At 73.9% G+C, this 22,921-nt stretch carries 26 protein-coding genes and 2 pseudogenes; 12 read left to right on the plus strand and 16 right to left on the minus strand.

From position 1 onward, the window contains the following. Window positions 1-100: integrase core domain-containing protein (locus tag ABZ881_RS13330; RefSeq protein WP_358484755.1), on the plus strand; the 100-nt coding region annotated here is incomplete at its 5' end. Between the two features lie 2 nt (window positions 101-102). Here ABZ881_RS13330 and ABZ881_RS13335 read toward each other — a convergent pair. Continuing rightward, a complete protein-coding gene (locus ABZ881_RS13335; protein ID WP_358484401.1) occupies window positions 103-474 on the minus strand; it encodes an oxidoreductase in 372 nt (123 codons plus the stop codon). A 211-nt stretch (window positions 475-685) separates the two neighbouring features. Here ABZ881_RS13335 and lpdA point away from each other — a divergent pair, with 211 nt between their 5' ends. The 6 genes from lpdA to ABZ881_RS13365 all read left to right on the plus strand — a co-directional run bounded on the left by lpdA (window position 686) and on the right by ABZ881_RS13365 (window position 7,483). Beyond that, window positions 686-2,080: a dihydrolipoyl dehydrogenase gene (gene lpdA, locus ABZ881_RS13340; RefSeq protein WP_344028778.1), complete on the plus strand. Its 1,395-nt coding sequence runs from the start codon at window positions 686-688 to the stop codon at window positions 2,078-2,080. A 61-nt stretch (window positions 2,081-2,141) separates the two neighbouring features. Then, the gene (gene sucB, locus ABZ881_RS13345; protein WP_358484403.1) at window positions 2,142-3,926 is read left to right on the plus strand and encodes a 2-oxoglutarate dehydrogenase, E2 component, dihydrolipoamide succinyltransferase; all 1,785 of its coding nucleotides are present in this window, start codon (window positions 2,142-2,144) and stop codon (window positions 3,924-3,926) included. Window positions 3,927-4,070: 144 nt separating this feature from the next. Next, window positions 4,071-4,961: a TIGR01777 family oxidoreductase gene (locus tag ABZ881_RS13350; protein ID WP_344028773.1), complete on the plus strand. Its 891-nt coding sequence runs from the start codon at window positions 4,071-4,073 to the stop codon at window positions 4,959-4,961. Continuing rightward, on the plus strand, window positions 4,958-6,229 hold the full coding sequence (locus tag ABZ881_RS13355; protein ID WP_358484405.1) for an NAD(P)/FAD-dependent oxidoreductase: 1,272 nt from the start codon (window positions 4,958-4,960) through the stop codon (window positions 6,227-6,229). The genes ABZ881_RS13350 and ABZ881_RS13355 overlap by 4 nt, the downstream gene beginning before the upstream one ends. Window positions 6,230-6,239: 10 nt before the next feature. After that, window positions 6,240-6,965, plus strand: coding sequence for a lipoyl(octanoyl) transferase LipB (gene lipB, locus ABZ881_RS13360; RefSeq protein ID WP_344028766.1), 726 nt, complete (start codon window positions 6,240-6,242; stop codon window positions 6,963-6,965). A gap of 35 nt (window positions 6,966-7,000) precedes the next feature. Next, on the plus strand, window positions 7,001-7,483 hold the full coding sequence (locus ABZ881_RS13365; protein WP_358484407.1) for a helix-turn-helix domain-containing protein: 483 nt from the start codon (window positions 7,001-7,003) through the stop codon (window positions 7,481-7,483). Between the two features lie 12 nt (window positions 7,484-7,495). On the opposite strand, the gene ABZ881_RS13370 is transcribed toward ABZ881_RS13365, so the two are convergent. Continuing rightward, window positions 7,496-8,437 carry an LLM class F420-dependent oxidoreductase gene (locus ABZ881_RS13370; RefSeq protein ID WP_358484409.1) on the minus strand — a complete coding sequence of 314 codons (942 nt, stop codon included), beginning with the start codon at window positions 8,435-8,437 and terminating at the stop codon, window positions 7,496-7,498. Window positions 8,438-8,491: 54 nt separating this feature from the next. Between ABZ881_RS13370 and ABZ881_RS13375 the strand changes: the two genes are divergently transcribed. The 3 genes from ABZ881_RS13375 to ABZ881_RS13385 are packed head-to-tail and all read left to right on the plus strand — an operon-like array spanning window position 8,492 to window position 11,203. Further along, the gene (locus ABZ881_RS13375) at window positions 8,492-9,418 is read left to right on the plus strand and encodes an SDR family NAD(P)-dependent oxidoreductase (protein ID WP_344028758.1); all 927 of its coding nucleotides are present in this window, start codon (window positions 8,492-8,494) and stop codon (window positions 9,416-9,418) included. Then, the gene (gene lipA, locus ABZ881_RS13380; RefSeq protein WP_344028755.1) at window positions 9,415-10,419 is read left to right on the plus strand and encodes a lipoyl synthase; all 1,005 of its coding nucleotides are present in this window, start codon (window positions 9,415-9,417) and stop codon (window positions 10,417-10,419) included. The genes ABZ881_RS13375 and lipA overlap by 4 nt, the downstream gene beginning before the upstream one ends. Window positions 10,420-10,465: 46 nt before the next feature. Further along, window positions 10,466-11,203 (plus strand): DUF4191 domain-containing protein, encoded by a 738-nt coding sequence (locus ABZ881_RS13385; RefSeq protein WP_358484412.1) that lies wholly within the window; start codon window positions 10,466-10,468, stop codon window positions 11,201-11,203. A 12-nt stretch (window positions 11,204-11,215) separates the two neighbouring features. Here the strand turns inward: ABZ881_RS13385 and ABZ881_RS13390 are convergent, their stop codons facing one another. Beyond that, complete coding sequence (locus ABZ881_RS13390) at window positions 11,216-11,689, minus strand: RDD family protein (protein ID WP_358484414.1); 474 nt, start codon at window positions 11,687-11,689, stop codon at window positions 11,216-11,218. Window positions 11,690-11,874: 185 nt separating this feature from the next. Here ABZ881_RS13390 and glnA point away from each other — a divergent pair, with 185 nt between their 5' ends. Further along, complete coding sequence (gene glnA, locus ABZ881_RS13395) at window positions 11,875-13,296, plus strand: type I glutamate--ammonia ligase (protein ID WP_358484416.1); 1,422 nt, start codon at window positions 11,875-11,877, stop codon at window positions 13,294-13,296. Between the two features lie 153 nt (window positions 13,297-13,449). Here the strand turns inward: glnA and ABZ881_RS13400 are convergent, their stop codons facing one another. The 9 genes and pseudogenes from ABZ881_RS13400 to ABZ881_RS13440 all read right to left on the minus strand — a co-directional run bounded on the left by ABZ881_RS13400 (window position 13,450) and on the right by ABZ881_RS13440 (window position 19,447). Further along, window positions 13,450-13,983: a cold shock domain-containing protein gene (locus ABZ881_RS13400; protein ID WP_358484758.1), complete on the minus strand. Its 534-nt coding sequence runs from the start codon at window positions 13,981-13,983 to the stop codon at window positions 13,450-13,452. 6 nt (window positions 13,984-13,989) lie between these two features. Beyond that, window positions 13,990-14,163: pseudogene (locus ABZ881_RS13405) on the minus strand (cold shock domain-containing protein); the annotation flags it as partial. 36 nt (window positions 14,164-14,199) lie between these two features. Further along, window positions 14,200-14,394 (minus strand): annotated as a pseudogene (locus ABZ881_RS13410) (cold shock domain-containing protein); the annotation flags it as partial. A gap of 121 nt (window positions 14,395-14,515) precedes the next feature. Continuing rightward, complete coding sequence (locus ABZ881_RS13415) at window positions 14,516-15,439, minus strand: SIP domain-containing protein (RefSeq protein WP_358484419.1); 924 nt, start codon at window positions 15,437-15,439, stop codon at window positions 14,516-14,518. Further along, entirely contained in the window at window positions 15,436-16,116 is a 681-nt protein-coding gene (locus ABZ881_RS13420) for an isochorismatase family protein (protein WP_358484420.1), read from the minus strand. Before ABZ881_RS13420 ends, ABZ881_RS13415 begins: the two co-directional genes overlap by 4 nt. Window positions 16,117-16,141: 25 nt before the next feature. After that, entirely contained in the window at window positions 16,142-17,350 is a 1,209-nt protein-coding gene (locus tag ABZ881_RS13425) for an isochorismate synthase (protein WP_358484422.1), read from the minus strand. 48 nt (window positions 17,351-17,398) lie between these two features. Further along, window positions 17,399-18,703, minus strand: coding sequence for a SidA/IucD/PvdA family monooxygenase (locus ABZ881_RS13430; RefSeq protein WP_358484424.1), 1,305 nt, complete (start codon window positions 18,701-18,703; stop codon window positions 17,399-17,401). After that, complete coding sequence (locus ABZ881_RS13435; protein ID WP_344028733.1) at window positions 18,696-18,932, minus strand: MbtH family protein; 237 nt, start codon at window positions 18,930-18,932, stop codon at window positions 18,696-18,698. Before ABZ881_RS13435 ends, ABZ881_RS13430 begins: the two co-directional genes overlap by 8 nt. 248 nt (window positions 18,933-19,180) lie before the next feature. Next, the gene (locus ABZ881_RS13440; protein WP_344028730.1) at window positions 19,181-19,447 is read right to left on the minus strand and encodes a GlsB/YeaQ/YmgE family stress response membrane protein; all 267 of its coding nucleotides are present in this window, start codon (window positions 19,445-19,447) and stop codon (window positions 19,181-19,183) included. A gap of 220 nt (window positions 19,448-19,667) precedes the next feature. Here ABZ881_RS13440 and ABZ881_RS13445 point away from each other — a divergent pair, with 220 nt between their 5' ends. Continuing rightward, the gene (locus tag ABZ881_RS13445) at window positions 19,668-20,753 is read left to right on the plus strand and encodes a 2-oxoglutarate and iron-dependent oxygenase domain-containing protein (RefSeq protein WP_358484426.1); all 1,086 of its coding nucleotides are present in this window, start codon (window positions 19,668-19,670) and stop codon (window positions 20,751-20,753) included. Window positions 20,754-21,059: 306 nt separating this feature from the next. On the opposite strand, the gene ABZ881_RS13450 is transcribed toward ABZ881_RS13445, so the two are convergent. Genes ABZ881_RS13450 through ABZ881_RS13465 form a run of 4 tightly spaced genes read right to left on the minus strand, consistent with a single transcriptional unit; the run spans window position 21,060 to window position 22,918 of the window. Beyond that, window positions 21,060-21,494 (minus strand): heme-binding protein, encoded by a 435-nt coding sequence (locus ABZ881_RS13450; RefSeq protein ID WP_358484428.1) that lies wholly within the window; start codon window positions 21,492-21,494, stop codon window positions 21,060-21,062. 34 nt (window positions 21,495-21,528) lie between these two features. Then, a complete protein-coding gene (locus ABZ881_RS13455) occupies window positions 21,529-21,951 on the minus strand; it encodes a nitroreductase/quinone reductase family protein (protein ID WP_358484430.1) in 423 nt (140 codons plus the stop codon). Window positions 21,952-21,964: 13 nt separating this feature from the next. Beyond that, window positions 21,965-22,681 carry a M50 family metallopeptidase gene (locus ABZ881_RS13460; RefSeq protein ID WP_358484433.1) on the minus strand — a complete coding sequence of 239 codons (717 nt, stop codon included), beginning with the start codon at window positions 22,679-22,681 and terminating at the stop codon, window positions 21,965-21,967. 30 nt (window positions 22,682-22,711) lie between these two features. Then, window positions 22,712-22,918 carry a hypothetical protein gene (locus tag ABZ881_RS13465; RefSeq protein ID WP_358484435.1) on the minus strand — a complete coding sequence of 69 codons (207 nt, stop codon included), beginning with the start codon at window positions 22,916-22,918 and terminating at the stop codon, window positions 22,712-22,714. Between the last annotated feature and the right edge of the window lie 3 nt (window positions 22,919-22,921).

Raw genomic sequence — 22,921 nt, forward strand, 5'->3', positions numbered from 1 at the left:
AGCATGGCTCCACGAGTACAACCACCACCGGCCCCACTCAGCAATCGGGAAGGCCGCGCCCATCACCAGGTTGACCAACCTGGCTGGGCATCACAACTAGCGCTACCGGTCCCGGTCCTTCTCCCGCAGCTGCCGCAGCATCTCCTCCTGCTTGGTCTTCTTCCGCAGCGCCCGCTCCCGCGCGTCGTGGTCGCGCATCCGCTTCGGGTAGCCGACCAGCTGCACGTCGTAGATAGGGATCTGCATCGAGCGGGCCAGCTTCTTGGCCCGGTTCGGGTTCCCGACCCGTCGCCGGGTCCACTCGCCGTCGTGTGCGACGAACACCACCGTCGTCTCGGTCACGGTCGTCCGAGGCTCGACGAACGCCTCCACCCCGATCCGCGCGTTCGTCCATTCCCGCAGGTAGGACTCCGCACTCGGAGCCTTGGCCTGGCCGGAGGACCGGCGGGAACGGAACCTGTCCAGCAGGCCCATGGGCGTCACCCTCTCGTCGGCTCGCACGACATTCCGTACCGCCGGCGGGCGAAACGGACACACGTGATCGGTCAGTACAACGCGCGAGGACCATGATCTGCTCCCGACACCCGCACTGGCGCACCGTGCGGGTAGTGACAAGATGGGCGCCGCACTGCGGCGTCACGGCGGTGGAGGCCCCCGCCGCACGTGACCGGGAGGGAGCTGATCGGTGTCCGAGACGGGCTCAGCGAGCGCGGCCGACCTGGTGATCCTGGGCGGCGGCTCCGGCGGGTACGCCTGCGCGCTGCGCGCCGCCGAGCTGGGGCTCTCGGTCGTCCTCGTCGAGAAGGACAAGATCGGCGGCACCTGCCTGCACCGCGGCTGCATCCCGACCAAGGCGCTGCTGCACGCCGCCGAGGTCGCCGACAACGCCCGCGACGGCGCGAAGCTCGGCGTCCGGTCCACCTTCGACGGTGTCGACATGGCCGGCGTCAACTCCTACAAGGACGGCGTCGTCGGCCGGCTCCACAAGGGTCTCCAGGGGCTCGTCGCCGCCCGCGGGATCACCGTGGTCGACGGCGCGGGCACCCTCGAGGGGCCCGGCGTCGTGCGGGTCGGCGACCGGCTCCTGCACGGCAGGCACGTGGTGCTCGCGACCGGCTCCTACGCCCGCTCGCTGCCCGGCCTGGAGCTGGACGACCGGATCGTCACCTCCGACGCCGCGCTCACCCTGGACCGGGTCCCGGAACGGGTCGTGGTGCTCGGCGGCGGCGTGATCGGCGTCGAGTTCGCCAGCGTGTGGCGCTCGTTCGGGGCCGAGGTCACGATCGTCGAGGCACTCCCCCGGCTGGTCCCCGCCGAGGACGAGTTCTGCTCCACCCAGCTCGGCCGCGCCTTCCGTCGCCGGAAGATCACCGCCCGGACCGGCGTGCGGCTGAGCAAGGCCACCCGCTCCGGCGACGTCGTCACCGTCGCGCTGGAGAACGGCGAGGAGATCGACGCGGACCTGCTGCTCGTCGCGGTCGGCCGCGGCCCCAACACCACCGGTCACGGGTTCGCCGAGGCCGGGATCGCGATGTCGGACGGCTTCGTCACCGTCGACGAGCGGCTCCGGACGAACCTGGACGGCGTGTACGCCGTCGGCGACGTCACCCCCGGGCTGCAGCTGGCCCATCGCGGCTTCGCGCACGGGATCTTCGTCGCCGAGGACGTCGCGGGGCTCGCACCCACCCCGCTGTCCGACGACGGCGTCCCGCGGGTGACCTACTGCGACCCGGAGATCGCCTCGGTCGGGCTGACCGAGGACGCCGCCCGCGAGCGGCACGGCGAGGTGCACACCCTCACCTACGACCTGGCGGGCAACGGGCGGTCGCAGATCCTGCAGACCTCCGGGGCGATCAAGCTCGTCCAGGCGGGCCCGGCCGGCGCCGACGGCCCCGTGGTCGGGGTGCACATGGTCGGCTCACGGGTCGGCGAGCTCGTCGGGGAGGCGCAACTCATCTACAACTGGGAGGCTCTCCCCGCCGACGTCGCCGCACTGATCCACGCCCACCCCACGCAGAGCGAGGCGCTCGGAGAGGCCCACCTCGCCCTGGCCGGGAAACCGCTGCACACCCACGGCTGATCCCGGCCGATCCGTCCCCAGACCCGAACACCCACGCGGAACAAGAGGAGCTCCACCCGACATGGCCGTCACCGTAGAGATGCCCGCCCTGGGCGAGAGTGTCACCGAGGGCACCGTCACCCGCTGGCTCAAGTCCGAGGGCGACACCGTCGAGGTCGACGAGCCGTTGCTCGAGGTCTCGACCGACAAGGTCGACACCGAGATCCCGTCCCCCGCGGCCGGGGTGCTGAAGCGGATCATCGCCGGCGAGGACGAGACCGTCGAGGTCGGCGGTGAGCTCGCCGTGATCGGCGACGCCGACGAGTCCGACGGCGGCGGCTCCGGCGGTGCCGAGCCCGCCGCCGAGGAGGCGGCCGAGCCCGAGCCGGAGCCGGAGCCCGCGCAGGAGGAGGCGGCTGCGCCGTCGTCCGACGAGTCCGGTTCCGGTGCGTCCGGCGGCGGCTCCGGGACGCCGGTCACCATGCCCGAGCTCGGCGAGTCGGTCACCGAGGGCACCGTCACCCGCTGGCTCAAGCAGGTCGGCGACAGCGTCGACGTGGACGAGCCGCTGCTGGAGGTCTCGACCGACAAGGTCGACACCGAGATCCCGTCGCCGGTGGCCGGCACCGTCCTCGAGCATACCGTCGGCGAGGACGAGACCGTCGAGGTCGGCGCGCAGCTCGCGCTGGTCGGCGACGGCTCGGCCGCACCGGCGAGGGAGGAGGCCCCTGCTCCGAAGAAGGAGGAGCCGGCCCCGGAGGAGAAGCCGGAGCCGAAGCAGGAGGCCCCGAAGCAGGAGGCCCCGAAGCAGGAGGCCCCGAAGGCGGAGCAGCCCAAGGCGGAGGCCCCGAAGCAGCAGCAGGCGCAGCCCAAGGGGTCCACCGACACCCAGGGTTCCGCGCCGTCGTCGTCCAACGGGTCCGGCGACAGGCCGTACGTGACGCCGCTGGTCCGTAAGCTGGCCCAGGAGCACGGCGTCGACCTGGGCACGGTGACCGGCTCCGGGGTCGGCGGCCGGATCCGCAAGCAGGACGTGCTGGCGGCGGCCGAGCAGAAGTCCGCCCCGGCCCCGGCGGCCCCCGCCGCGTCCGGCGGTGCGCCGAAGCAGCCGCAGACCGTCCCGACCCGCCCGCAGGACGGCCCGCAGCCGGGCACCACGGTCAAGCTGCCGCGGCTGCGCCAGGTGATCGCCCAGCGGATGAACGAGTCGCTGGCGGTGTCCGCCCAGCTGACCACCGTCCAGGAGGTCGACCTCACCCGCATCGTCAAGCTGCGGAACAAGGTCAAGGAGGACTTCAAGCGCCGCGAGGGCGCCAACCTCACCTTCCTGGCCTTCATCGCGAAGGCGACGATCGAGGCGCTCAAGGCGTTCCCGTCGGTCAACGCCTCGATCTCCGAGGACAACAAGCAGGTCACGTACCACGGCTCGGTGCACATGGGCATCGCCGTGGACACCCCGCGCGGCCTGCTCGTCCCGGTGATCAAGGACGCCGACGACCTGTCGCTGGCCGGGATCGCCAAGAAGATCGCCGACGTGGCCGCCCGGACCCGGGACGCCAAGATCGGCCCGGACGAGCTGTCCGGCGGCACGTTCACGATCACGAACATCGGCTCCGCCGGGGCGCTGTTCGACACCCCGATCCTGAACCAGCCGCAGGTCGGCATCCTCGGCACCGGCGCGATCGTCAAGGAGCCGAAGGTCATCACCGGACCGGAGGGCGACGACGTGATCGCCGTCCGCTCGGTCTGCTACCTGCCGCTCACCTACGACCACCGCCTGGTCGACGGTGCCGACGCCGGACGCTTCCTGTCCGCGGTCCGGGCCCGCCTGGAGGAGGGTGCCTTCGAGGCCGAGCTCGGCCTGTAGGCCCGGCGCCACCCGCCCGACGGTCGCGGCCCGTCCCGGTTCACCCGGGGCGGGCCGCACCCGTACCACCACCGGGTGAACGGGTGATCACCGTCGCCACCCGCCGGGTCGCGCCCGGGCCCGGAACCGGGAAGGATCGCCGCCGTGCGAGTCGTCGTAGCCGGTTCGTCCGGTCTGATCGGAACCGCCCTGGTCGCCCACCTGCGGGGGGCGGGCCACGAGGTGCTGCGCCTGGTGCGGCGCTCCCCCGCCGCGCCGGACGAACGGGGCTGGGACCCCCCGGCCGGCACGATCGAGGACGGCACGCTGGACGGCGTCGACGCCGTCGTCAACCTCAACGGGGCCGGGCTGGCCGACCGGCCGTGGAGCGGGGCGCGCAAGCAGCTGATCCGCGACTCCCGCAACGTGCCCACCGACGTGCTCGCGACCGCGGTCGCCCGGCACGGCGTCCCGGCGTTCGTCAGCGGCTCCGCGGTCGGCTACTACGGCGACACCGGCGATCACGTCACCGACGAGTCGGCGCCGTCGGGCAGCGGTTTCCTGGCCGACGTCTGCCGGGACTGGGAGGCGGCCGCCGCGCCCGCCGCCGACGCCGGCGCGCGGGTCGTGCTGATCCGGACCGGGTTGGTGCTGTCGCCGTCCGGCGGGCTGCTGGCGATGCTGCGCCCACTGTTCCGGGGCTTCCTGGGCGGCCGGATCGGCAAGGGCACCCAGTACATGCCGTGGGTGTCGCTGGACGACCAGGTGTCCGCGCTGCGCTTCGCCGTGGAGACCGGATCGCTGTCCGGGCCGGCCAACATCACCGGCCCGGTGCCGGTCACCAACGCCGAGTTCACCCGGGAGCTGGGCGAGGCCGTCGGGCGGCCCACCCCGTTCTCGGTGCCCGCCCCGGTGGTCTCCACCGTGCTGGGCGAGCTCGGCCGGGAGACCCTGCTCAGCGGGCAGCGGGCGGTGCCGAAGGCGCTGCTCGACGCCGGGTTCCGGTTCCGGCACCACACGGTCGGCGACGCGCTGTCCGCCGCGGTCGGTACGTGAGCACGCCGGACGTCCTGGTCGTCGGCGCCGGCCTCGCCGGGCTGCGGGCGGCCGCCGTCCTGCACCGGCACGGTATGTCGGTGCAGCTGCTGGAGGCGTCCGACCGGGTCGGCGGCCGGATGGCGACCGACGTCGTCGACGGGTTCCGCTGCGACCGCGGGTTCCAGGTGCTCAACTCGTCGTACCCGGCGCTGCGCGCCGCGCTGGCCCCGCACGGCCTGGACTCGCTCGCCGCCCGCGCCTTCGAGCCCGGCGCCGCCGTCCGGGCCGGCGACGGCGAGCTGCACCGGTTCGTCAATCCGCTGCGCCGCCCGGCGTCCGCCCCCGCGACCGCCGCCGACGACCTGTTCGGCCCGCTGGACAAGGCGAAGCTGGTGGCCTGGACGGCGCGGGTGCTGGCCTCTCCCCCGGCGCGCACCGCCACGATGATCGACCGGTCGGCCGCCGACGACCTGGACGCCGCCGGGATCGGCGGTGCGGTCACCGACCGGTTCCTGCGCCCGTTCCTGTCCGGGGTGCTGGCCGATCCGGCGCTGGAGACGTCCGCGGCGTTCGTCCGGCTGGTGTGGCGCAGCTTCGCGCTCGGCACGGTCGTGGTGCCCGACGACGGGATCGAGGCGCTGCCCCGGCGGCTGGCCGCCGCGCTGCCCCCCGGCGCGGTCACGCTGCACACCAGGGTGCACGCCGTGCACGGCGGGGACGCACCGTCGGTGGACACCGACGCGGGGACGCTGCGCGCCCGGGCGGTGCTGGTCGCGGCCGACCCGCGGACCGCGGCGGCGCTGCTGCCCGGCGTCGCCGAACCCCGGCTGAACGCGCTGACCACGTTCTTCCACGTGCCCCCGCAGGCGCCGTCGGCGGCGCCGCTGCTGCACCTGGACGGCACCGGCGGACCGGTGGTCAACAGCGTCGTCCTGACGGCCGCCGCACCCGGCTACTCGGCCGACGGGCGGCCGCTGGTGGCGTCGTCGATCGTCGGCACCCCGGCCGGCACCGGGCTCGACGAGCCCGCCGTGCGACGTGAGCTGTCCCGCATCTGGGCCGTGCCGACCGACGACTGGGCGCACCTGCACACCGCGCAGGTCGACGGGGCGCTGCCGCTGCTGGAGCCCGGCCGGCCGGTGCGCCGCGACGTCGACCTGGGCCGGAACCTGTTCGTCGCGGGCGACCACCGGGACACCCCGTCCACCCAGGGCGCGCTGGTGAGCGGGCGCCGGGCGGCGCAGGCGGTGCTGGCGCGGCTCGGGGCGGCCCGGGTGCGGGGGTAATCTCGCCGGCATGCCCGATCCGCATCAGAGCTGCCGTGCCGGAACCGACCCCGTCCGGGTGGACCGGCTGGGCCGCGTCGAGTACCAGGCCGCCTGGGACACCCAGCGGGCGCACGCCGCGGCGCGCAAGGAGGGCACCGGCCCGGACGTGCTGATGCTGCTCGAGCACCCGGCGGTGTACACGGCCGGGCGCCGGACCCGGCCGGAGGACCGGCCGCAGGACGGCACCCCGGTGATCGACGTCGACCGCGGCGGCCGGATCACCTGGCACGGGCCGGGGCAGCTGGTCGGCTACCCGATCATGGCTCTGAAGGAGCCGATGGACGTCGTCGACTACGTCCGGCGGCTGGAGGAGGCGCTGATCCGGGTCTGCCACGATCTCGGGCTGCCGGCGGCCGGGCGGGTCGAGGGCCGGTCCGGGGTGTGGCTGCCCGCCGCGGGGATGCGCCCGGAGCGCAAGGTCGCCGCGATCGGGGTGCGTATCTCCGGCGGCGTGACCCAGCACGGGTTCGCCATCAACTGCGACGCCGACCTGGGCGACTTCGGCCGGATCGTGCCCTGCGGGATCGCCGACGCCGGCGTCACCACGCTGAGCACCGAGCTCGGCCGGGAGATCACCGTCGACGACGTCACCGGGGCCGTGACCACCGCCGTGCTGGACGCGATCGACGGCCGGCTCCCGGTCGCCGAGCACCCGGTCGCCCGGATGGTGGACCTGATGAGCGGGCTCGGCTGATCGACCGCTTCTCCGTAGTTCCGTAGAATGATCGGGTGACCGCAGACCGCCTGGCCGATCTGGAACGCCGCGTCGAGCAGCTCGAACAGCGGCTCGCCGCGGCCCCGGCCGTCGCCGACCCCGCCGTCGCGCCCGCCGCCACGGGGACCGGGACGGTGCGCTACTCCGGCGAGGTCGCGCTGCACGGCGAGGTCCGCTGGACCATCGAGTACGACGCCGGCGCCGCGCTCGCCCTGGACGACGAGCCGCGCACCGCGGTGCTGGCCGCGCTCGGGCATCCGGTCCGGGTCCGGATCGTCCGCGGCCTGCTGCACGGCCCGCGCGGCACGGCCGGACTGACCGAGGTCGCCGAGCTGGCCTCGACCGGCCAGCTCTACCACCATCTCAGGGCCCTCACCCACGCCGGCGTCGTCGAGCAGGACGGCCGCGGCAGCTACCGGATCGCACCGCGCGCCGTGGTGCCGGTGCTGGTGCTGCTGACCGCGGCGGCGGACCTCGGCGGGCAGCTCGGATCCTGAGCCGCACCGCGGTCAGCCGAGCCGGCCCATCACCGACGCGGCGAACTGCTCCAGGTGCTCCAGATCGGACAGATCGAGGATCTGCAGGTAGAACCGGGTCGCGCCGGTCCGCTCGGACCAGCGGCCGAGCTGGTCGACGATCTCGCCGGGGGTGCCGGCGAGGCAGTTCGCGCGGACCTCGTCGACGTCCCGGCCGACCGCGGCGGCGCGCCGGGCCAGCTCGGCGTCGTCGCGGCCGAGGCACAGCATCTGCGCGACCGAGTAGGTGAGGTCGGCGGGATCGCGGCCGATCGCGCGGCAGGCGTCGTGCACCCGCCCGAACTGGGTGGCGACCACGCCGGCGTCCTGGAACGGCACGTTGAACTCGGCGGCGAAGCGGGCGGCGAGCGCGGGCGTCCGGCGCCGGCCGATCCCGCCGACGACGACCGGCGGGGCGTCCTGCACCGGCCGCGGCAGCGCCGGCGAACCGGTGATCGTGTAGTGCGTGCCGCGGTGGTCGAACCGGTCGCCGGGCGGCGTCGCCCACAGCCCGGTGAGGATCTCCAGCTGCTCGGTGAGCAGCTCGAACCGCTGCCCGACCGGCGGGAACGGGATGCCGAGGGCGGCGTGCTCGGCCTCGAACCAGCCGGCGCCGAGGCCGACCTCGATCCGGCCGCCGGACATCTCGTCGGCCTGCGCCACGGCGACCGCGAGCGGACCGGGCAGCCGGAAGGTCGCGCTGGTGACCAGCGTGCCGAGCCGGATCCGGGTGGTCTCGCGGCCGAGCGCGGCCAGGGTCACCCAGGCGTCGGTCGGGCCGGGCAGTCCGGCCCCGGCACCGCCGTCGCCCATCGCCAGGAAGTGGTCGGAGCGGAAGAAGGCGTCGTAGCCGGCGTCCTGGGTCGTGCGGGCGACCCGCAGCAGATCGGAGTAGGTCGCGCCCTGCTGGGGTTCGGTGAAGATCCGGAAGTCCACGGTGCCGCACGGTAGCCGCGGCCGGGCCGGCCCGCGCCCGCTACCGTCGCCGCCGTGTACCCGCTCCCCGATCTCACCGGCCGCACGGTCCTCGTCACCGGCACGACGTCGGGGCTCGGCCCGGCGCTGTCCGCCGCGCTGGCCGGGGCCGGGGCCCGGGTCCTGATGGCGGCCAGGGACACCACCCGCGGCCAGCTCGCGGCGGAGCGGGCCGGCGGCGAGCTCGTCCTGCTGGACCTCGCCGACCTGGCCTCGGTCCGCTCCGCCGCGGTCGAGATCCGCGAGCGCACCGGCGACCGGCTGGACGTGCTGGTCAACAACGCGGGCGTCGCGATGGGGCCGCGCGCCGAGACCGCGGACGGCTTCGAGCTGCAGATCGGCACGAACCACCTCGGCCCGGCCGCGCTGACCTGGCTGCTCATGCCGGCGTTGCGCGCGGCGGGCGACCCGGAGCAGCCGTCCCGGGTGGTGCTGACGTCGAGCCTCGGGCACCGGACCGGCCGGCTCGACGTCGACGACCTGCACTGGCGCGCCCGCCGGTACTCCCCCAACGCCGCCTACGGGGCGTCGAAGCTGGCGAACCTGCTGTTCGCCGCGGAGCTGGACCGCAGGCTGCGGCTGGCCGGCGATCCGGTGCTGTCAGTGTCCGCGCACCCGGGGATGACCGAGTCGTCCCTGATGCAGAACTCGTTCCGGCGGGGCGGCCGCAGCACCCGCTGGGACCGCGCGTTCGGGATCCTGGACCGCATGATCACCCAGCCGGTCTCCGACGGCATCGGGCCGCAGCTGGCCGCCGCGGCCGGGCCGGTGCACGGCGGCGACCACCTCGGCCCGTCCGGCCCCGGCGAGCTGCACGGGCCACCCGGTCCGGCCCGCCGTTCCGCTGCGGCACAGGACCCGGTGCTCGCCGGCCGGCTGTGGGACGTCACCGCGGCCGCGACCGGCATCACACCGGACCCCGGGCGTACGGTGTGGGCGTGACCGTCGCACCCGAAGGCCGCAAGCTGCTCCGCCTCGAGGTCCGCAACTCGGAGACCCCGATCGAGCGAAAGCCCTCCTGGATCCGTACCCGCGCGAGGACCGGCCCGCAGTACACCGAGCTGAAGGGCCTGGTCCGGTCGGGCGGCCTGCACACGGTGTGCGAGGAGGCCGGCTGCCCCAACATCTACGAGTGCTGGGAGGACCGGGAGGCCACGTTCCTGATCGGCGGCGAGCAGTGCACCCGGCGGTGCGACTTCTGCCAGATCGACACCGGCCGGCCCGCCGATCTCGACCGTGACGAGCCGCGCCGGGTCGCCGAGTCGGTGCAGCAGATGGGTCTGCGCTACTCCACCGTCACCGGCGTCGCCCGCGACGACCTCGACGACGGTGGCTCCTGGCTCTACGCCGAGACCGTCCGGCTGATCCACGAGATGAACCCGGGCACCGGCGTCGAGCTGCTGATCCCGGACTTCAACTCGCGCGACGAGCAGCTCGGCCCGGTGTTCGACGCCCGCCCCGAGGTGCTGGCGCACAACCTGGAGACGGTCCCGCGGATCTTCAAGCGGATCCGCCCGGCGTTCCGCTACGAGCGCTCCCTCGAGGTGATCACCAAGGCCCGGGAGAAGGGCCTGGTCACCAAGTCCAACCTGATCCTGGGCATGGGCGAGACGCCGGACGAGGTGACCGCCGCGCTGCGCGACCTGCACGCGGCCGGCTGCGAGATCATCACGATCACCCAGTACCTGCGGCCGACCAAGCGGCACCACCCGGTGGAGCGCTGGGTGAAGCCGGAGGAGTTCGTCGAGCACTCGAAGGCGGCCGAGGAGATCGGCTTCGCCGGGGTCATGGCCGGCCCGCTGGTGCGCTCGTCGTACCGGGCCGGGCGGCTCTACGCGCAGACGGTCGCGCACCGCGGCGAGGAGCTGCACCCGGACCTCGCGCACCTCGCCGACTCCGGTCCGGCCGCCCAGGAGGCGAGCTCGCTGCTCGCCCGCAGCTGACCACCTCGGCGCACCGTTGATCGCGGCGGGGACGTAGTCTGGGCACATGCCCGGCAAGCCCCGCAAGCCCACGCCCGAAGAGAAGAAGGCGCGCAAGGCCGCGAAGAAGGCCGCGTCGAAGCAGCGCCGCCAGCAGATCTGGCAGGCGTTCCAGATGCAGCGCAAGGAGGACAAGAAGCTCCTCCCGATCATGATCGGCGTCTTCGTCGGTGCGATCGCGCTGCTCACCCTCATCGGCTGGTTCTTCGGGATGACCTGGTTCTTCGTCCCGTTCGGCGTGATGATCGGCGCCCTCGGGGCGTTCAGCGTGTTCGGCAGGCGGGTGCAGCGCTCGATCTACACCAAGGCCGACGGGCAGCCGGGCGCCGCGGGCTGGGCGCTGGACAACATGCGCGGGCAGTGGCGGATCACGCAGGGCATCGCGGGCACCACGCACCTCGACGCGGTGCACCGGGTCGTCGGGCGGCCCGGGATCATCTTCGTCGCCGAGGGCGCGCCGCACCGGGTGAAGAGCCTCATCGCGCAGGAGAAGAAGCGCACCGCGCGGGTCGCCGGCAGCATCCCGATCTACGACGTCCTGGTCGGCAACGAGGAGGGCCAGGTTCCGCTCAAGCGGCTCCAGCGGCACCTCATGAAGCTGCCGCGCAACATCTCCGCCGCGGAGATGGACTCGCTGGAGAACAAGCTCAACGCGCTCGGCACCCGGACCGCGGCCATGCCGAAGGGCCCGCTGCCGCAGGGCGCGAAGATGCGCAGCATCCAGCGCACCGTCCGCCGCCGCTGAGCCCCGGCGGGATCAGCCGCGCAGCACCCGCACCACGATCGTCGTGCTGGCGCGGTCGTGCCAGCCGCGGCCGTCCTGGTCGCGGATGAACGGCGGGAGCATCAGCGCGATCAGGGCGGTGCGCAGCAGCGCCCGCGGGATGCCCACGTAGTTGGCCATGTCGGTGCGGGCGACCCGCATGCCGAGCGCGATGTGTCCCGGGCTCATGCCGAACACCGACACCATCAGCGCGGTGATCACGAACCAGGCGCCGAGCACACCCCAGCTGAAGTCCGGGGTGCCGATCGCGTCGGTGCCGGCGACGAACAGCACCAGCAGGTACGCCAGCGCCCAGTCGATGCACACCCCGCCGATCCGCCTGCCGAGCCCCGCCACCGAGTAGTGCCCGGTCTCGGGCAGGCCGAAGCGCTGTCCGGGGTACCCGGCCGGCTGTACACCGGGGCCGTCGGAGGAACCGGGAAGCCAGGACTCGATCCAGCGGGCCATGCCTTCTAGCCTAGGCGTCGCAGCGGGACCGCCGCCGTCGGCCATGACCGGACATGTGGGACGAATGTGATCGTCATCCCGGTCCGGTCAGTTAACGTCGGCGAAACAGGTGAGTGATGGGTGGGCAACACGGCACTCCTACCGTCGCCCACGATCTCCACCAGCGATCGAAGGAGCCCGAGAGAGTGTTCAGCAACGCCGAAGAGGTACTCAAGTACATCTCGGACGAGAAGGTCGAGTACGTCGACATCAGGTTCTGCGACCTGCCCGGCGTCATGCAGCACCTCACCGTCCCCGCCAAGACGGCCGGCGACCTCCTGGAGAACGGCGCCGCGTTCGACGGTTCCTCCGTCCGCGGCTTCCAGGCGATCAACGAGTCCGACATGGCGCTGTTCCCGGACCCGGCGACCGCCCGCGTCGACCCGTTCCGCAAGCACAAGACGCTGAACGTCAACTTCTTCGTGCACGACCCGGTCACCGGTGAGCCCTACTCCCGTGACCCGCGGAACATCGCGCGCAAGGCGGAGGAGTACCTGGCGGCCTCCGGGATCGCCGACACCGCGTTCATGGCGCCGGAGGCGGAGTTCTACGTCTTCGACTCCATCCGGTTCGGCACCGACCCGCACCAGGCGTACCACCACATCGACTCCTCCGAGGGCTGGTGGAACACCGGCCGCGAGGAGGCCGGCGGGAACCTCGGCTACAAGGTCAACTACAAGGGTGGCTACTTCCCTGTCCCGCCGGTCGACCACTACGCCGACCTGCGCGCCGACATCGTCAGCACGATGCAGGACTCGGGCTTCGAGGTGGAGCGCGAGCACCACGAGGTCGGCACCGCCGGGCAGGCGGAGATCAACTACAAGTTCAACACCCTGCTCCACGCGGCCGACGACATCATGCTCTTCAAGTACCTCGTGAAGAACGTGGCGTGGCAGAACGGCAAGACCGCCACCTTCATGCCGAAGCCGCTGTTCGGCGACAACGGCTCGGGCATGCACGTGCACCAGTCGCTCTGGAAGGACGGCCAGCCGCTCTTCCACGACGAGTCCGGCTACGGCGGCCTGTCCGACACCGCGCGGTACTACATCGGCGGCCTGCTGCACCACGCGCCGTCGCTGCTGGCGTTCACCAACCCGACGGTGAACTCCTACCACCGCCTGGTCCCGGGCTTCGAGGCGCCGGTCAACCTGGTCTACTCGGCCCGGAACCGCTCGGCCTGCATCCGGATCCCGCTCTCCGGTGACAGCCCGAAGGCCAAGCGCATCGAGTTCCGCTGCCCCGACTCGTCGGGCAACCCGTACCTGGCGTTCTCGGCCATGCTGATGGCCGGCCTGGACGGCATCAAGAACAAGATCGAGCCGGCCGCGCCGATCGACAAGGACCTCTACGAGCTGCCGCCCGAGGAGGCCAAGGACATCGCGCAGGTCCCGTCCTCGCTCTCCGCGGTCATCGACAAGCTGGAGGAGGACCACGAGTACCTGCTCGAGGGTGGCGTTTTCACCCCCGACCTGATCGAGACCTGGATCGCCTACAAGCGGGAGAACGAGATCGACCCGCTGCGGCTCCGCCCGCACCCGTACGAGTTCGCGCTCTACTACGACGTCTGATCCAGGCGTTCCGCCGATCTCGCGGTCGGCGTGAGAACGGCGGTCGACCCGGCACGGCGCCTCCCCGGCGCCGGATCGGTGTCGACCGCCGTTCTTCGCGTTCGTGCGCCACGAACGGGGAGCGGTCCGGCCGTCGGCCGGGCCCCGCTCTCGTCAGAGACGTTCGACGCGGTCGGCCTGCGGACCCCGGTCGCTCTGCCGCACCGCGTACCGGACCCGGTCGCCCTTCTCCAGCGTCTCCGATCCCGCGACCACGGACACGTGGACGAACAGATCGTCGCCGCCCGCGTCCGGGGTGATGAAGCCGAAGCCGCGGTCGCCGTCGTAGCGCGCCACGACGCCCTCGCCGCCCCGGGCCGGCACGTCCCGCGACGCCGGCGCCACGGCCGGTGCCGATCGCCGCGGCGGCGGCGCGGGCTCGGCACCCCGGACCAGGTGCACGTCGCGGGCCTGCGGGCCCTTCTCGGACACGGCCACGTCGTAGGCGACGCGGTCGCCCTCCGCGAGCCACGTCAGCCCCTCGGCCAGGGCCCGGGCGTGGACGAAGACGTCCTCGTCGCCGGAGTCGGGGTGGATGAAGCCGAAGCCCTTGTCCTCGTCGTACCAGGCCACCGTGCCGTCAGCGCTGTCGGCGCCGTCTGCGCCGACTGCCGAGGGGAGGCCGGCCCCCGGTCCCAGCGGGATCACGTGCCCGGCCTGCGGGCCGCGCTCGCCATCGACGACCAGGAAGGCCACCCGCTGCCCCTCGACGAGCACACCGCCGGTCACGATGGCGGAGCTGTGCACGAACATGTCGGCGCCGCCGCCGTCGGGCGCCGCGAAGCCGTAGCCCTTGCCCGGCTCGTACCAGCTGACGGTGCCGAGCAGCCCCACGACGCCGCCGGCGGCCGCGTCGGCGGTGACGCGAACACGCAGCGCCTGCGGCCCGCGGTCGTTCTCCCCGACCTCGAACTCGACGGCCTGGCCCTCGCGCAGCACGTTCGCACCGTCCCCGACGATCTCGGAGGCGTGCACGAACACATCCGGCGAGTCGTCCTCGGGCGCGAGGAAGCCGAAACCTCGTTCGGCGTCGAACCAGCGGACGGTCCCCTGCGGCATCAAAAGCTCCAGATCGAGTGGGCGGGTACTGGCCCCAGTCTCCCCGACCGATCTCGCGGCCGGTCGGGCCGGGCCCTCGTCGTACCCGGGTGACGGTCCGCGGCCACGCCGCGCCGACGCCTCAGACCGGGGCACCGCCGTAGCGCTCCACCACGCACCGCCCGGCCAGCGCCGGAAGCCCGGCCAGGACGGCACCCAGGGCGTCCATCCGGTGCCGCTCCCCCGCCAGCCAGGCCCGCCCCCGCCCGGTCCCCGGCACGGCCGCCCGCACCGCCGCCAGGACGGGGCCCGGATCGGCGGCCGCGTGCACGAACACCGTGCCGAGATCGGCCGCGGTCGGCATCAGCTGCTCCTCCGCCGCGTCCGGCACGACCGCGACGGCGATCGCGCGGTCGCCCGCGCGCAGCGCGGCCACCCGGGCGGCGAGCGCGGGCTGGGCCGGATGGTCGGCTACCAGCAACGTCCAGTCCACCGGGCCGGCGGGCAGGTCCGGCACGTCGTGCGGCCCGTCGACGACGACCGCGGCGCCGCGGCGGACCCCGGCGGCCCACCGGCCGAGCGGTCCCCCGTCGTGCGCGACGACGTCGACGTCGATCTCACCGCTGGCCGCGTGCGGGTGCACGGTGACCGGGCGGGCCGCGGGCATCGGCTCGGCCCGCAGCATCAGGTACGCCCCGGGCCGGGCCCCGGCGAACCGCCCCGCGCGGTCGTCCAGGGTGATGCGGACCGTCCGCGGGGTGAGCTGCTCGACCCGTAGGACGGTCGTCGCCGACGGGCCGCCGGGCGCCGCGGCCGCGGTGGGTGCCGCGGTGGGCGCCCCGGCGCGGAGCAGCTCAAGCCAGCCGGCCAGGGTGGGCCGTTCGGCCAGGCCCAGCAGATCGACGTCGAACCCCGCGCTCTGCCAGCGCTCGACGAGCAGCATCAGCCGGACCGAGTCGATGCCCAGGTCGAGCAGGTCCTCGTCCGGGCCGACGCCGTCGAGCCCGCCGGGGACGACCGCGGTGAGCTCGGTGTGCAGCCAGCCCGGCCCGGGTGGGGCGGTCACCGGCCCTCCGCGGGCACCGGGGTGAACGCCGCCGACAGCTCCGCGAGCGAGGTCACCACGCCGCACCGGCGGGCCACCCAGTCGATCGCGGTGTCGTGGTCGGCCCGGGAGAAGTCGGCGACCCCGTCGCCGACCAGGAACGGCTGGACGTCGAGCATGAAGGCCTCGATCGCGGTGGCCAGGCAGCCGATCGAGGCGTACACGCCGGTGATCAGCAGCTGGTCCCGCCCGAGCCGGGTGAGCTCCTCGCGCAGCGGGGTGCGCTGGAACGCGCTGTAGCGCCACTTGACCAGCTGCAGGTCGCCCGGTTCCGGCGCCACCTCGTCGGCGATCGCCTCCAGCTCGGGTGCGGTGTCGACCACCCCGCCGATGCCGGCCCCCCACATGTCGGTGAGCAGCCCGCGTTCCTGCGCGGTCTGCCGGCCCGGCTGCGCGGTGTAGATGACCGGCACGCCAGCGGCGCGGCAGTCGCGCAGCAGCCCGGCCAGCCCGCCGAGCAGGCCGGGCAGCGGCCGGTCGCCGGGCGCGAACGGGCGCAGGAAGTAGCGCTGCATGTCGTGCACCAGCAGGGCGGCCCGCCTCGGGTCGGGTCGCCAGCCGACCCGGCCCGGCGGGAAGTCCGCCGGGTCGGGCGGGTCGTAGGGGTCGATGCGCCCGAGGGAACGTCCGGTGGTCATGCGTCCAGCCCTTCTCCGGTGGTGCTCACGGCTCCGCGTCCAGCCCGACGGCATCGAGGAACGTCCGGAACTTCGCCCGCGTCTCGGCGAGCTCCGCGCCCGGCTCGGAGCCGGCGACGATGCCGCCGCCCGCGTAGAGCCGCAGTGCCGCGCCCCGGACCTCGGCGCAGCGCAGGACGATCGCCCACTCGCCGTCGCCGCGCCCGTCGGTCCAGCCGACGACACCGGTGTAGTAGCGGCGGTCGTATCCTTCGGCCGCCGCGATCAGGTCCCTGGCCGCCCCGAGCGGCACCCCGCCGACGGCCGGTGTGGGGTGCAGCGCCTGGGCGACGTCGAGCGATCCGGTCCCCGGGTCCCGCACGGTGCCGGTGACCCGGGTCGAGAGGTGCCACATCGACGGGGTCCGCACCAGCACCGGCTCGGGCGGCACCACGAGATCGGTGCAGAGCGGGGCCAGCCGGGCGGCGAGATCGTCGACGACGGCCCGGTGCTCGCGGCGGTCCTTCTCCGACGCGACCAGGGCGGCGGCCCGCGCCCGGTCGGTGACCGGGTCCGGGTGCCGCGCGGCCGAGCCGGCCAGCGGGTTGGACACCACGGCCGTCCCGCGCCGGGACACCAACAGCTCCGGGCTCGCGCCGACCAGCATCCGGGTGCCGGGCTCGCCGGGATCGGAGACGTCGGCGGCGAACACGTGGCCGCAGGCGTTGCGGTCGGCCAGCCTGCGCAGCAGCGCCCCGATCGGGACCGGCCCGTCACCGGTCAGGTCGAGCGCCCGGGACAGCACCACCTTCTCCAGCCCGCCGGCGCCGATCGCGCGGACGGCCGCGGCGACGCCCGCCAGGTAGTCCGGCACCGGCGGGGTGTGGCCGACCCGCCAGCGCCCGGGCAGCGCGGGCGGGACACCGGGCAGCCACCGCGGCGGACGGCCCCGCTGCACCCGGCGCGGCACCAGCAGCCGTGGCGGGGTCGCCGGATCGAAGCCGAGCGCGCCGACCACGACCGGCTCCGGCACGCCTGTCGCGCGCGCCGTCGCGAGCAGCGACGACGCGGTGTCCGACCAGCGGTCGGCGGGCTCCGCCTCCGCGGGTGCGACGGCGGTGCCGCGGCCCAGCAGGCTCCCGTACGGCGAGGAGAAGAAGTAGTCCCCGTGCCGGTAGCCGGGCAGCGGCGACGGCGCCGGGACGCCGCCGGGCCGCTCCGCGGTGACCTCCGGCGGGGTGAGCTGGCCGGTCACCGCAACGGGTCCCTTCCCCGGCGGGCCGGTGGTCGGCGGCACACCGGCTCAGACCGCGAGCGCACGGGCCGGCCGAACCCCGGGCGCCGCCCCGGCCCGCAGGCCGAGCACGGCGTCGAGGATCTCGCCGCTGCGGACGGCGACGTTGGACAGCAGCGTCGACGCCAGGCCGTGGGTGTGCTCGGTCGCGCCCTGGACGAACACCGGGACGTCGGTGCCGCGCAGCGGCAGCCGGTAGTCCCGGCCGACCGGGATCCGCCCGCGCTCGTCGCGCAGCACGGTCAGGCCGCCGTCGAGGAAGCGGGCCGGGTCGCCGGAGCGGTAGCCGGTGGCGAACACGACCGCGTCCGTCCGCAGGTCGGAGCGCAGGCCGTCGACCGCCGACCGGACGGTGACGTCCGCTCCGTGCCCGGTCGCCGCGAGATCGACGACCTCGCTCATCCGATGGAAGTGCAGGCGTTCCCGCCCGGCGACCCGCTCGGCGTAGTGCTTCTCGTACAGCTCGCCGATCAGGTCCGGATCGACCACCGAGTAGTTGGTGTTGCGGTGCCGCTCGGTGATCCGCTGCCGGAGCTCGGGGGCGCTGCGGTGGAAGTCGTCGACCGCGTCCGGATCGAAGACCCGGTTGGCGAACGGGCTGTCGTCGGCCGGGCTGTAGCCCCACCGTCCGAACACCGCGTGCACCTCGGCGCGCGGGAAGCTGCGGTGCAGGTACTCGACCGACTCGGCCGCGCTCTGGCCGGCGCCGACGACCACGAACCGGCGCGCCCGGTCCCCCAGCCCGGCGACCAGCCGCTCGACGTTCGGCACCAGGTCGCGGTTGTGCCAGACGCGGTCGCCCGCGGTGACCCCCTCGGGCAGGTGCGGCACCAGGCCGGTCGCGATCACCACCGCGCGGGCCCGGTACCGGACGACCGCCCCGCCCCGGCGGGCCTCGACCTCCAGCACCGGTCCGGCCGGACGGACGGCGGTGACCTCGGTCCCGTAGTCCACGACGTCGTCCAGCCGGGCGGCGGCCCAGCCGAGGTAGTCGTGGTACTCCAGCCGGGTCGGGAAGAACGTCTGCCGGTTCAGGAAGTCGATCAGCCGGCCCCGCTCGGCGAGGTAGCTGAGGAACCCGAAGGTGCTGCTCGGGTTCCGGACCGTGGCCAGGTCCTTCACGAAGTTGACCTGCATCCGGGCGCCCGGGATCAGCATCCCGCCGTGCCAGCCGAACCGGGCCTGGCGTTCGAGGAAGCGGACCGACAGCGGCTCGGCGTGCTCGGTGGCGGCGACGGCCAGTGCGAGGTTGCCCGGCCCGAAGCCGATCCCGACGACGTCGAGGACCGGCCCGGTGCCGCCGATCTCACCCACCGGCGTGCTCGCGCGCGTCGCGCTCCATCCGCTCGACCAGACTGCGTGGCCGCATATCGGTCCAGACCTGCTCGATGTGGTCGAGCACCTCCTGCCGGCGGCCCGGGCCGAACGCCACGGTCCAGCCGGAGGGGACCTCGGCGAACGTCGGCCAGAGCGAGTACTGGCCCTCGTCGTTCACGAGGGCGTGGAACTCGCCGTCCTCGTCGTCAAACGGGTTCGTCGACATGGGTTGCAACTCCAGAGAGCGAGGCGCTGTGACGCCGGGGTTAACGTAGGGAACCCTAAGCTGTGATGTGGTCAGGTTTAGTTAGGCCGATCCGGTGATAGGTGGGTCACGGCGACGGAGCGGCTAACTTCAGGGTTCGGAAGACCTACACAGCGACCCACCCGACAGAGACGGGCCGAGGCGCCCGGCCCCGGACACACGTCGGCGCCGCCCGGCAGAGCCGGACGGCGCCGAGGTGGGTTCGCGGCCTAGCGGCCGACGGCCTTACGGCCGGTGACCCGGTTGTAGATGATCAGGACGATGATCGCCCCGATGATCGAGCCGATCCAGCTCGACGGCGAGAACTCGCTGAAGCCGGTGAAGATGCTGGCCAGCGCACCACCGACGAACGAGCCCACGATGCCGAGAATGATCGTGCGCACGATGCCGATGTCGTCCTTGCCCGGCACCACCGCGCGGGCGATGAAGCCCGCGACGAGGCCCAGCACGATCCAGCCCAGAATGGTCCACAGCATGGTTTTCCCCTTTCGTCCGGTTCGTCCCCTCGACGGACCGTCGCGACCTTGGTGAGTCGATCTGACACCGAGTGACCAGTGGAACGCCGATCGAAACGTTGCCGAGAGTAAACCTCCTGCGTGGTCCCGGCATGCAGGAAACGCCCCTGCACACCCGATCCGGGGTCCCCGGATCGATAGGAGGGTCGTCCCGGATGCGCCGGTCGGGGAGGATGGGGCCATGACCGGCCCGGACACCGCGAACGACCCCGTCCCCGCGCTACGGCTGGACTGCGCCCGCCGGGCCGACGGGAGCTTCGATCCCGCGTTCACCGCCACCCTGCGGGACGCGCTGCACCGGATCGGGTTCCTGCGGCTGCACGGGTTCGGCGCCGCACCCGGTCAGGTCGCGGAGCTGATGGCGGCGGCGGCCGCGTTCTTCGACCTGCCCGCCGCGCAGCGCCTCGCGCTGGACAACCGGGAGTCACCGCACTTCCGCGGCTACACCCGGCTGGGCCACGAGATCACCGCCGGCCGGCCGGACGCCCGCGAGCAGATCGACTTCGGTCCGGAGCTACCGGCCCGGCCCCGCGCCGAGTGGGACGAGCCGTACCGGCTGCTGGAGGGCCCGAACCGCTGGCCGGACGACACCGTCCCGCAGCTGCGGGTCCGGGCGCACGCCTGGGCCGATCTGATGGCGCGGGTCGCCGGCGAGCTGACCCGCGCCCTCGCCGCCGGGCTCGGCCTGCCCGAGGACCACTTCGATCCGCTGTTCACCGGCGAGCCGCACTGGTTCGGCAAGGTCATCCGCTACGTCGGACCGCCGGCGGGCGAGCCGCTCGCGCCGGACGCGCAGGGCGTCGGCCCGCACGCCGACTGGGGGTTCCTCACCCTGCTGCTGCAGGATCCGGCCGGCCCGGTCGCCGGGCTGCAGGCGCGCCCGCCGGGATCGGGCTGGGTGGACGTGCCGCCGCACGGGGACTCGCTGGTCGTCAATGTCGGCGAGATGCTGGAGGTCGCGACCGACGGCTACCTGGTCGCCACCCCGCACCGGGTGCTGGCCTGCGAGCCCGGTGCCACCCGGCAGTCGGTCGGGTTCTTCTGGTCGCCCCGGCTGGACGCCCGGCTCGATCCGGTGCCACTGCCACCCGGGCTGGCGGAGCAGGCACCGGGTGTGCACGAGACCGCGCAGAACGCGCTGCTGCCCCGGTTCGGGGACAATGCGCTCAAGGGATGGTTGCGTTCACATCCCGAGGTCGCGATCCGTCACCACCCGGATCTCGTCCGGGCCGCGCGCGGTACGGTGAGCGCAGAATCGGTCCAGTGATCCGCTCGCGGACCGCGTGCGCGGAGACGTTGACAGGGGGCCGGACCGGCTGGTTGACTCGCAGGTACCGTGTTCCACGTCACACCGTGTGACGGCTGTAATCGCCTGACCACGAAGTGTGACGGACCGCCGGTGTACGTCCCGGCCACCACCACGCGATGACCCGCACGCGCTGCTCCGCCCGCGCGTGCCCACGCACGTGCACGATCCTTCCTCGGCGGCAGGATCGTGTCCCCTCCGCGCCCCCGGGCTGACCTCGTCGCCCGGGGGTGCGGCTCGTCCGGGACCGGCCGCGACGCGCGCGTGCTACTCGGCGCCGGTGACCGCGACCAGCCCGGCCGCCTCGATCCCGGCCAGCGCCGCCGCCTCGTCGTTGAGCGAGGCGTCGCCGGTCACGCCGACCGCGCCGAGCAGCGCCCCGGCTGCGTCCGTGACGAACACCCCGCCGGGCACCGAGAGGATCTTCCCGCCGGCCAGATTGGCGACCGAGGTGAAGAACTCCGGCGAGTCGGCCGCGCGGGCCGCGATCGCCCGGTTCGTCATCCCCAGTGCCAGCACGCCGCTGGCCTTGCCGACGGCGAGATCGGGCCGCAGGAAACCGGAGCCGTCCTGGCGGGCCAGCGCGACGATCGCACCACCCGGGTCGAGGACCGCGACCGTCAGCGGATTGAAGCCCTGCTCGGTGCCGTGCTGCAACGCCGCGACGGTGATGGTCTGTGCCTGCTCAAGGGTGATCGTCATGTCCAGCACCCTGCCATCACCGGTCCGTGGACGCTCAGCGCGGGGTGAGCGCCAGCAGCGGGATCGTGCGGTCGGTCTTGCGCTCGTAGCCGGCGAACACCTCGTTGTCGTCCTTGATCCGGGTCCAGACGCGGTCCCGGTCCGCACCGGTCAGCTCGGTCGACCGCACCTGGAAGGTCTCGGCGCCGCCCGTGCCGTCGGACACCTCGACGACGGTGTCCGGGTTCGCCTTCAGGTTGTGGTACCAGGCCGGGTTGTCCGGCGCGCCCGCCTTGGAGGCGACGATCACGTAGCTGTCGCCGTCGGCGAACCAGCGCAACGGGGTGACGCGTTCGGTGCCGCTGCGTGCGCCCACGTGGTGGACCAAGATCATCGGCAGGCCGGTGAAGGGCTCGCCCACCTTCCCGTCGTTCTCGCGGAACTCGCGGATGACGCGGCTGTTGAAGTCCTCTGCCATACCGGTGATCCCATCACGCCGGGGCCCCGCCCGGGGCGAACACCACCCATCCGGCAGCCGCCGTCGCCGCGACCGAGGCGAGCACGAAGAACGCCACCCAGGCGCCGCCGGACAGCGGGGTCAGCTCGGCGAGCCGGTCGGCGTCGGAGTGCCGCAACCGCCCGCCGCGCCGGCCGCGGCGCAGCTCCAGGCAGGCCTTCACCCCGCCGAACAGCAGGAACCAGCTCAGCGCCGCCGCGAACCCGGTGCGCAGCTCCTCGTCGGCCCGCAGCGCGACCAGCACCAGCAGCGCGCCGGTGGCGACGACGGCGAGCCCGCCGTAGACGTTGCGGATCTGCAGCAGCGTGACGGCCAGCAGTCCCGCCCCGATCCAGAGCATCGCGCCGGCCGCGTCGGCGCCCACCAGGACGGCGCCGCCGAGCCCGAGCAGCGGCGGGAAGACGTACCCGGCGAGGAACATCGCGACCACCCCGGGGCCGCGGCCCGCACCGGTCGAGTAGGTGACACCGGAGGAGTCCGCGTGCAGCCGGATGCCGGTCAGCCCGCGCCCGACCAGCACCGCGACCAGGGCGTGGCCGCCCTCGTGCGCGATCGTCACCGCGGTCCGGGTGAGCCGCCAGGTCGGCCGCCACGCCACCACCACCAGTGCGAGCACCGCCGCCAGCAGCGACGCGGGCCGGGCGGCGACCAGCTCGTAGCCTCGGGTGATCAGCTCCAGGGGGGCGGCCACCCGACCAGTGAACCAGTGGCCGCGGACCGGTCAGACGGCGGCCGGCACCTCCTCGGCGAGGCGCAGCGCAGCGGCCCCGCCGGCCGCCGCGCCCGGCAGGTACATCAGGTCGACGAAGGCGTGCGTCGCCGCCGCGTCGGCGGTGCTCGATCCGGGCGGCAGGTCGACCCGCAGCACCGCGCCGATCGCGTCCGGACCGCGGCCCGCGGCGGCCGCCTCGGCGCGCAGCCGTTCCACGGC

The sequence above is a fragment of the Pseudonocardia sp. NPDC046786 genome, assembly GCF_040645415.1.
In the GTDB taxonomy this organism is placed as follows: Bacteria; Actinomycetota; Actinomycetes; order Mycobacteriales; family Pseudonocardiaceae; genus Pseudonocardia; species Pseudonocardia kongjuensis.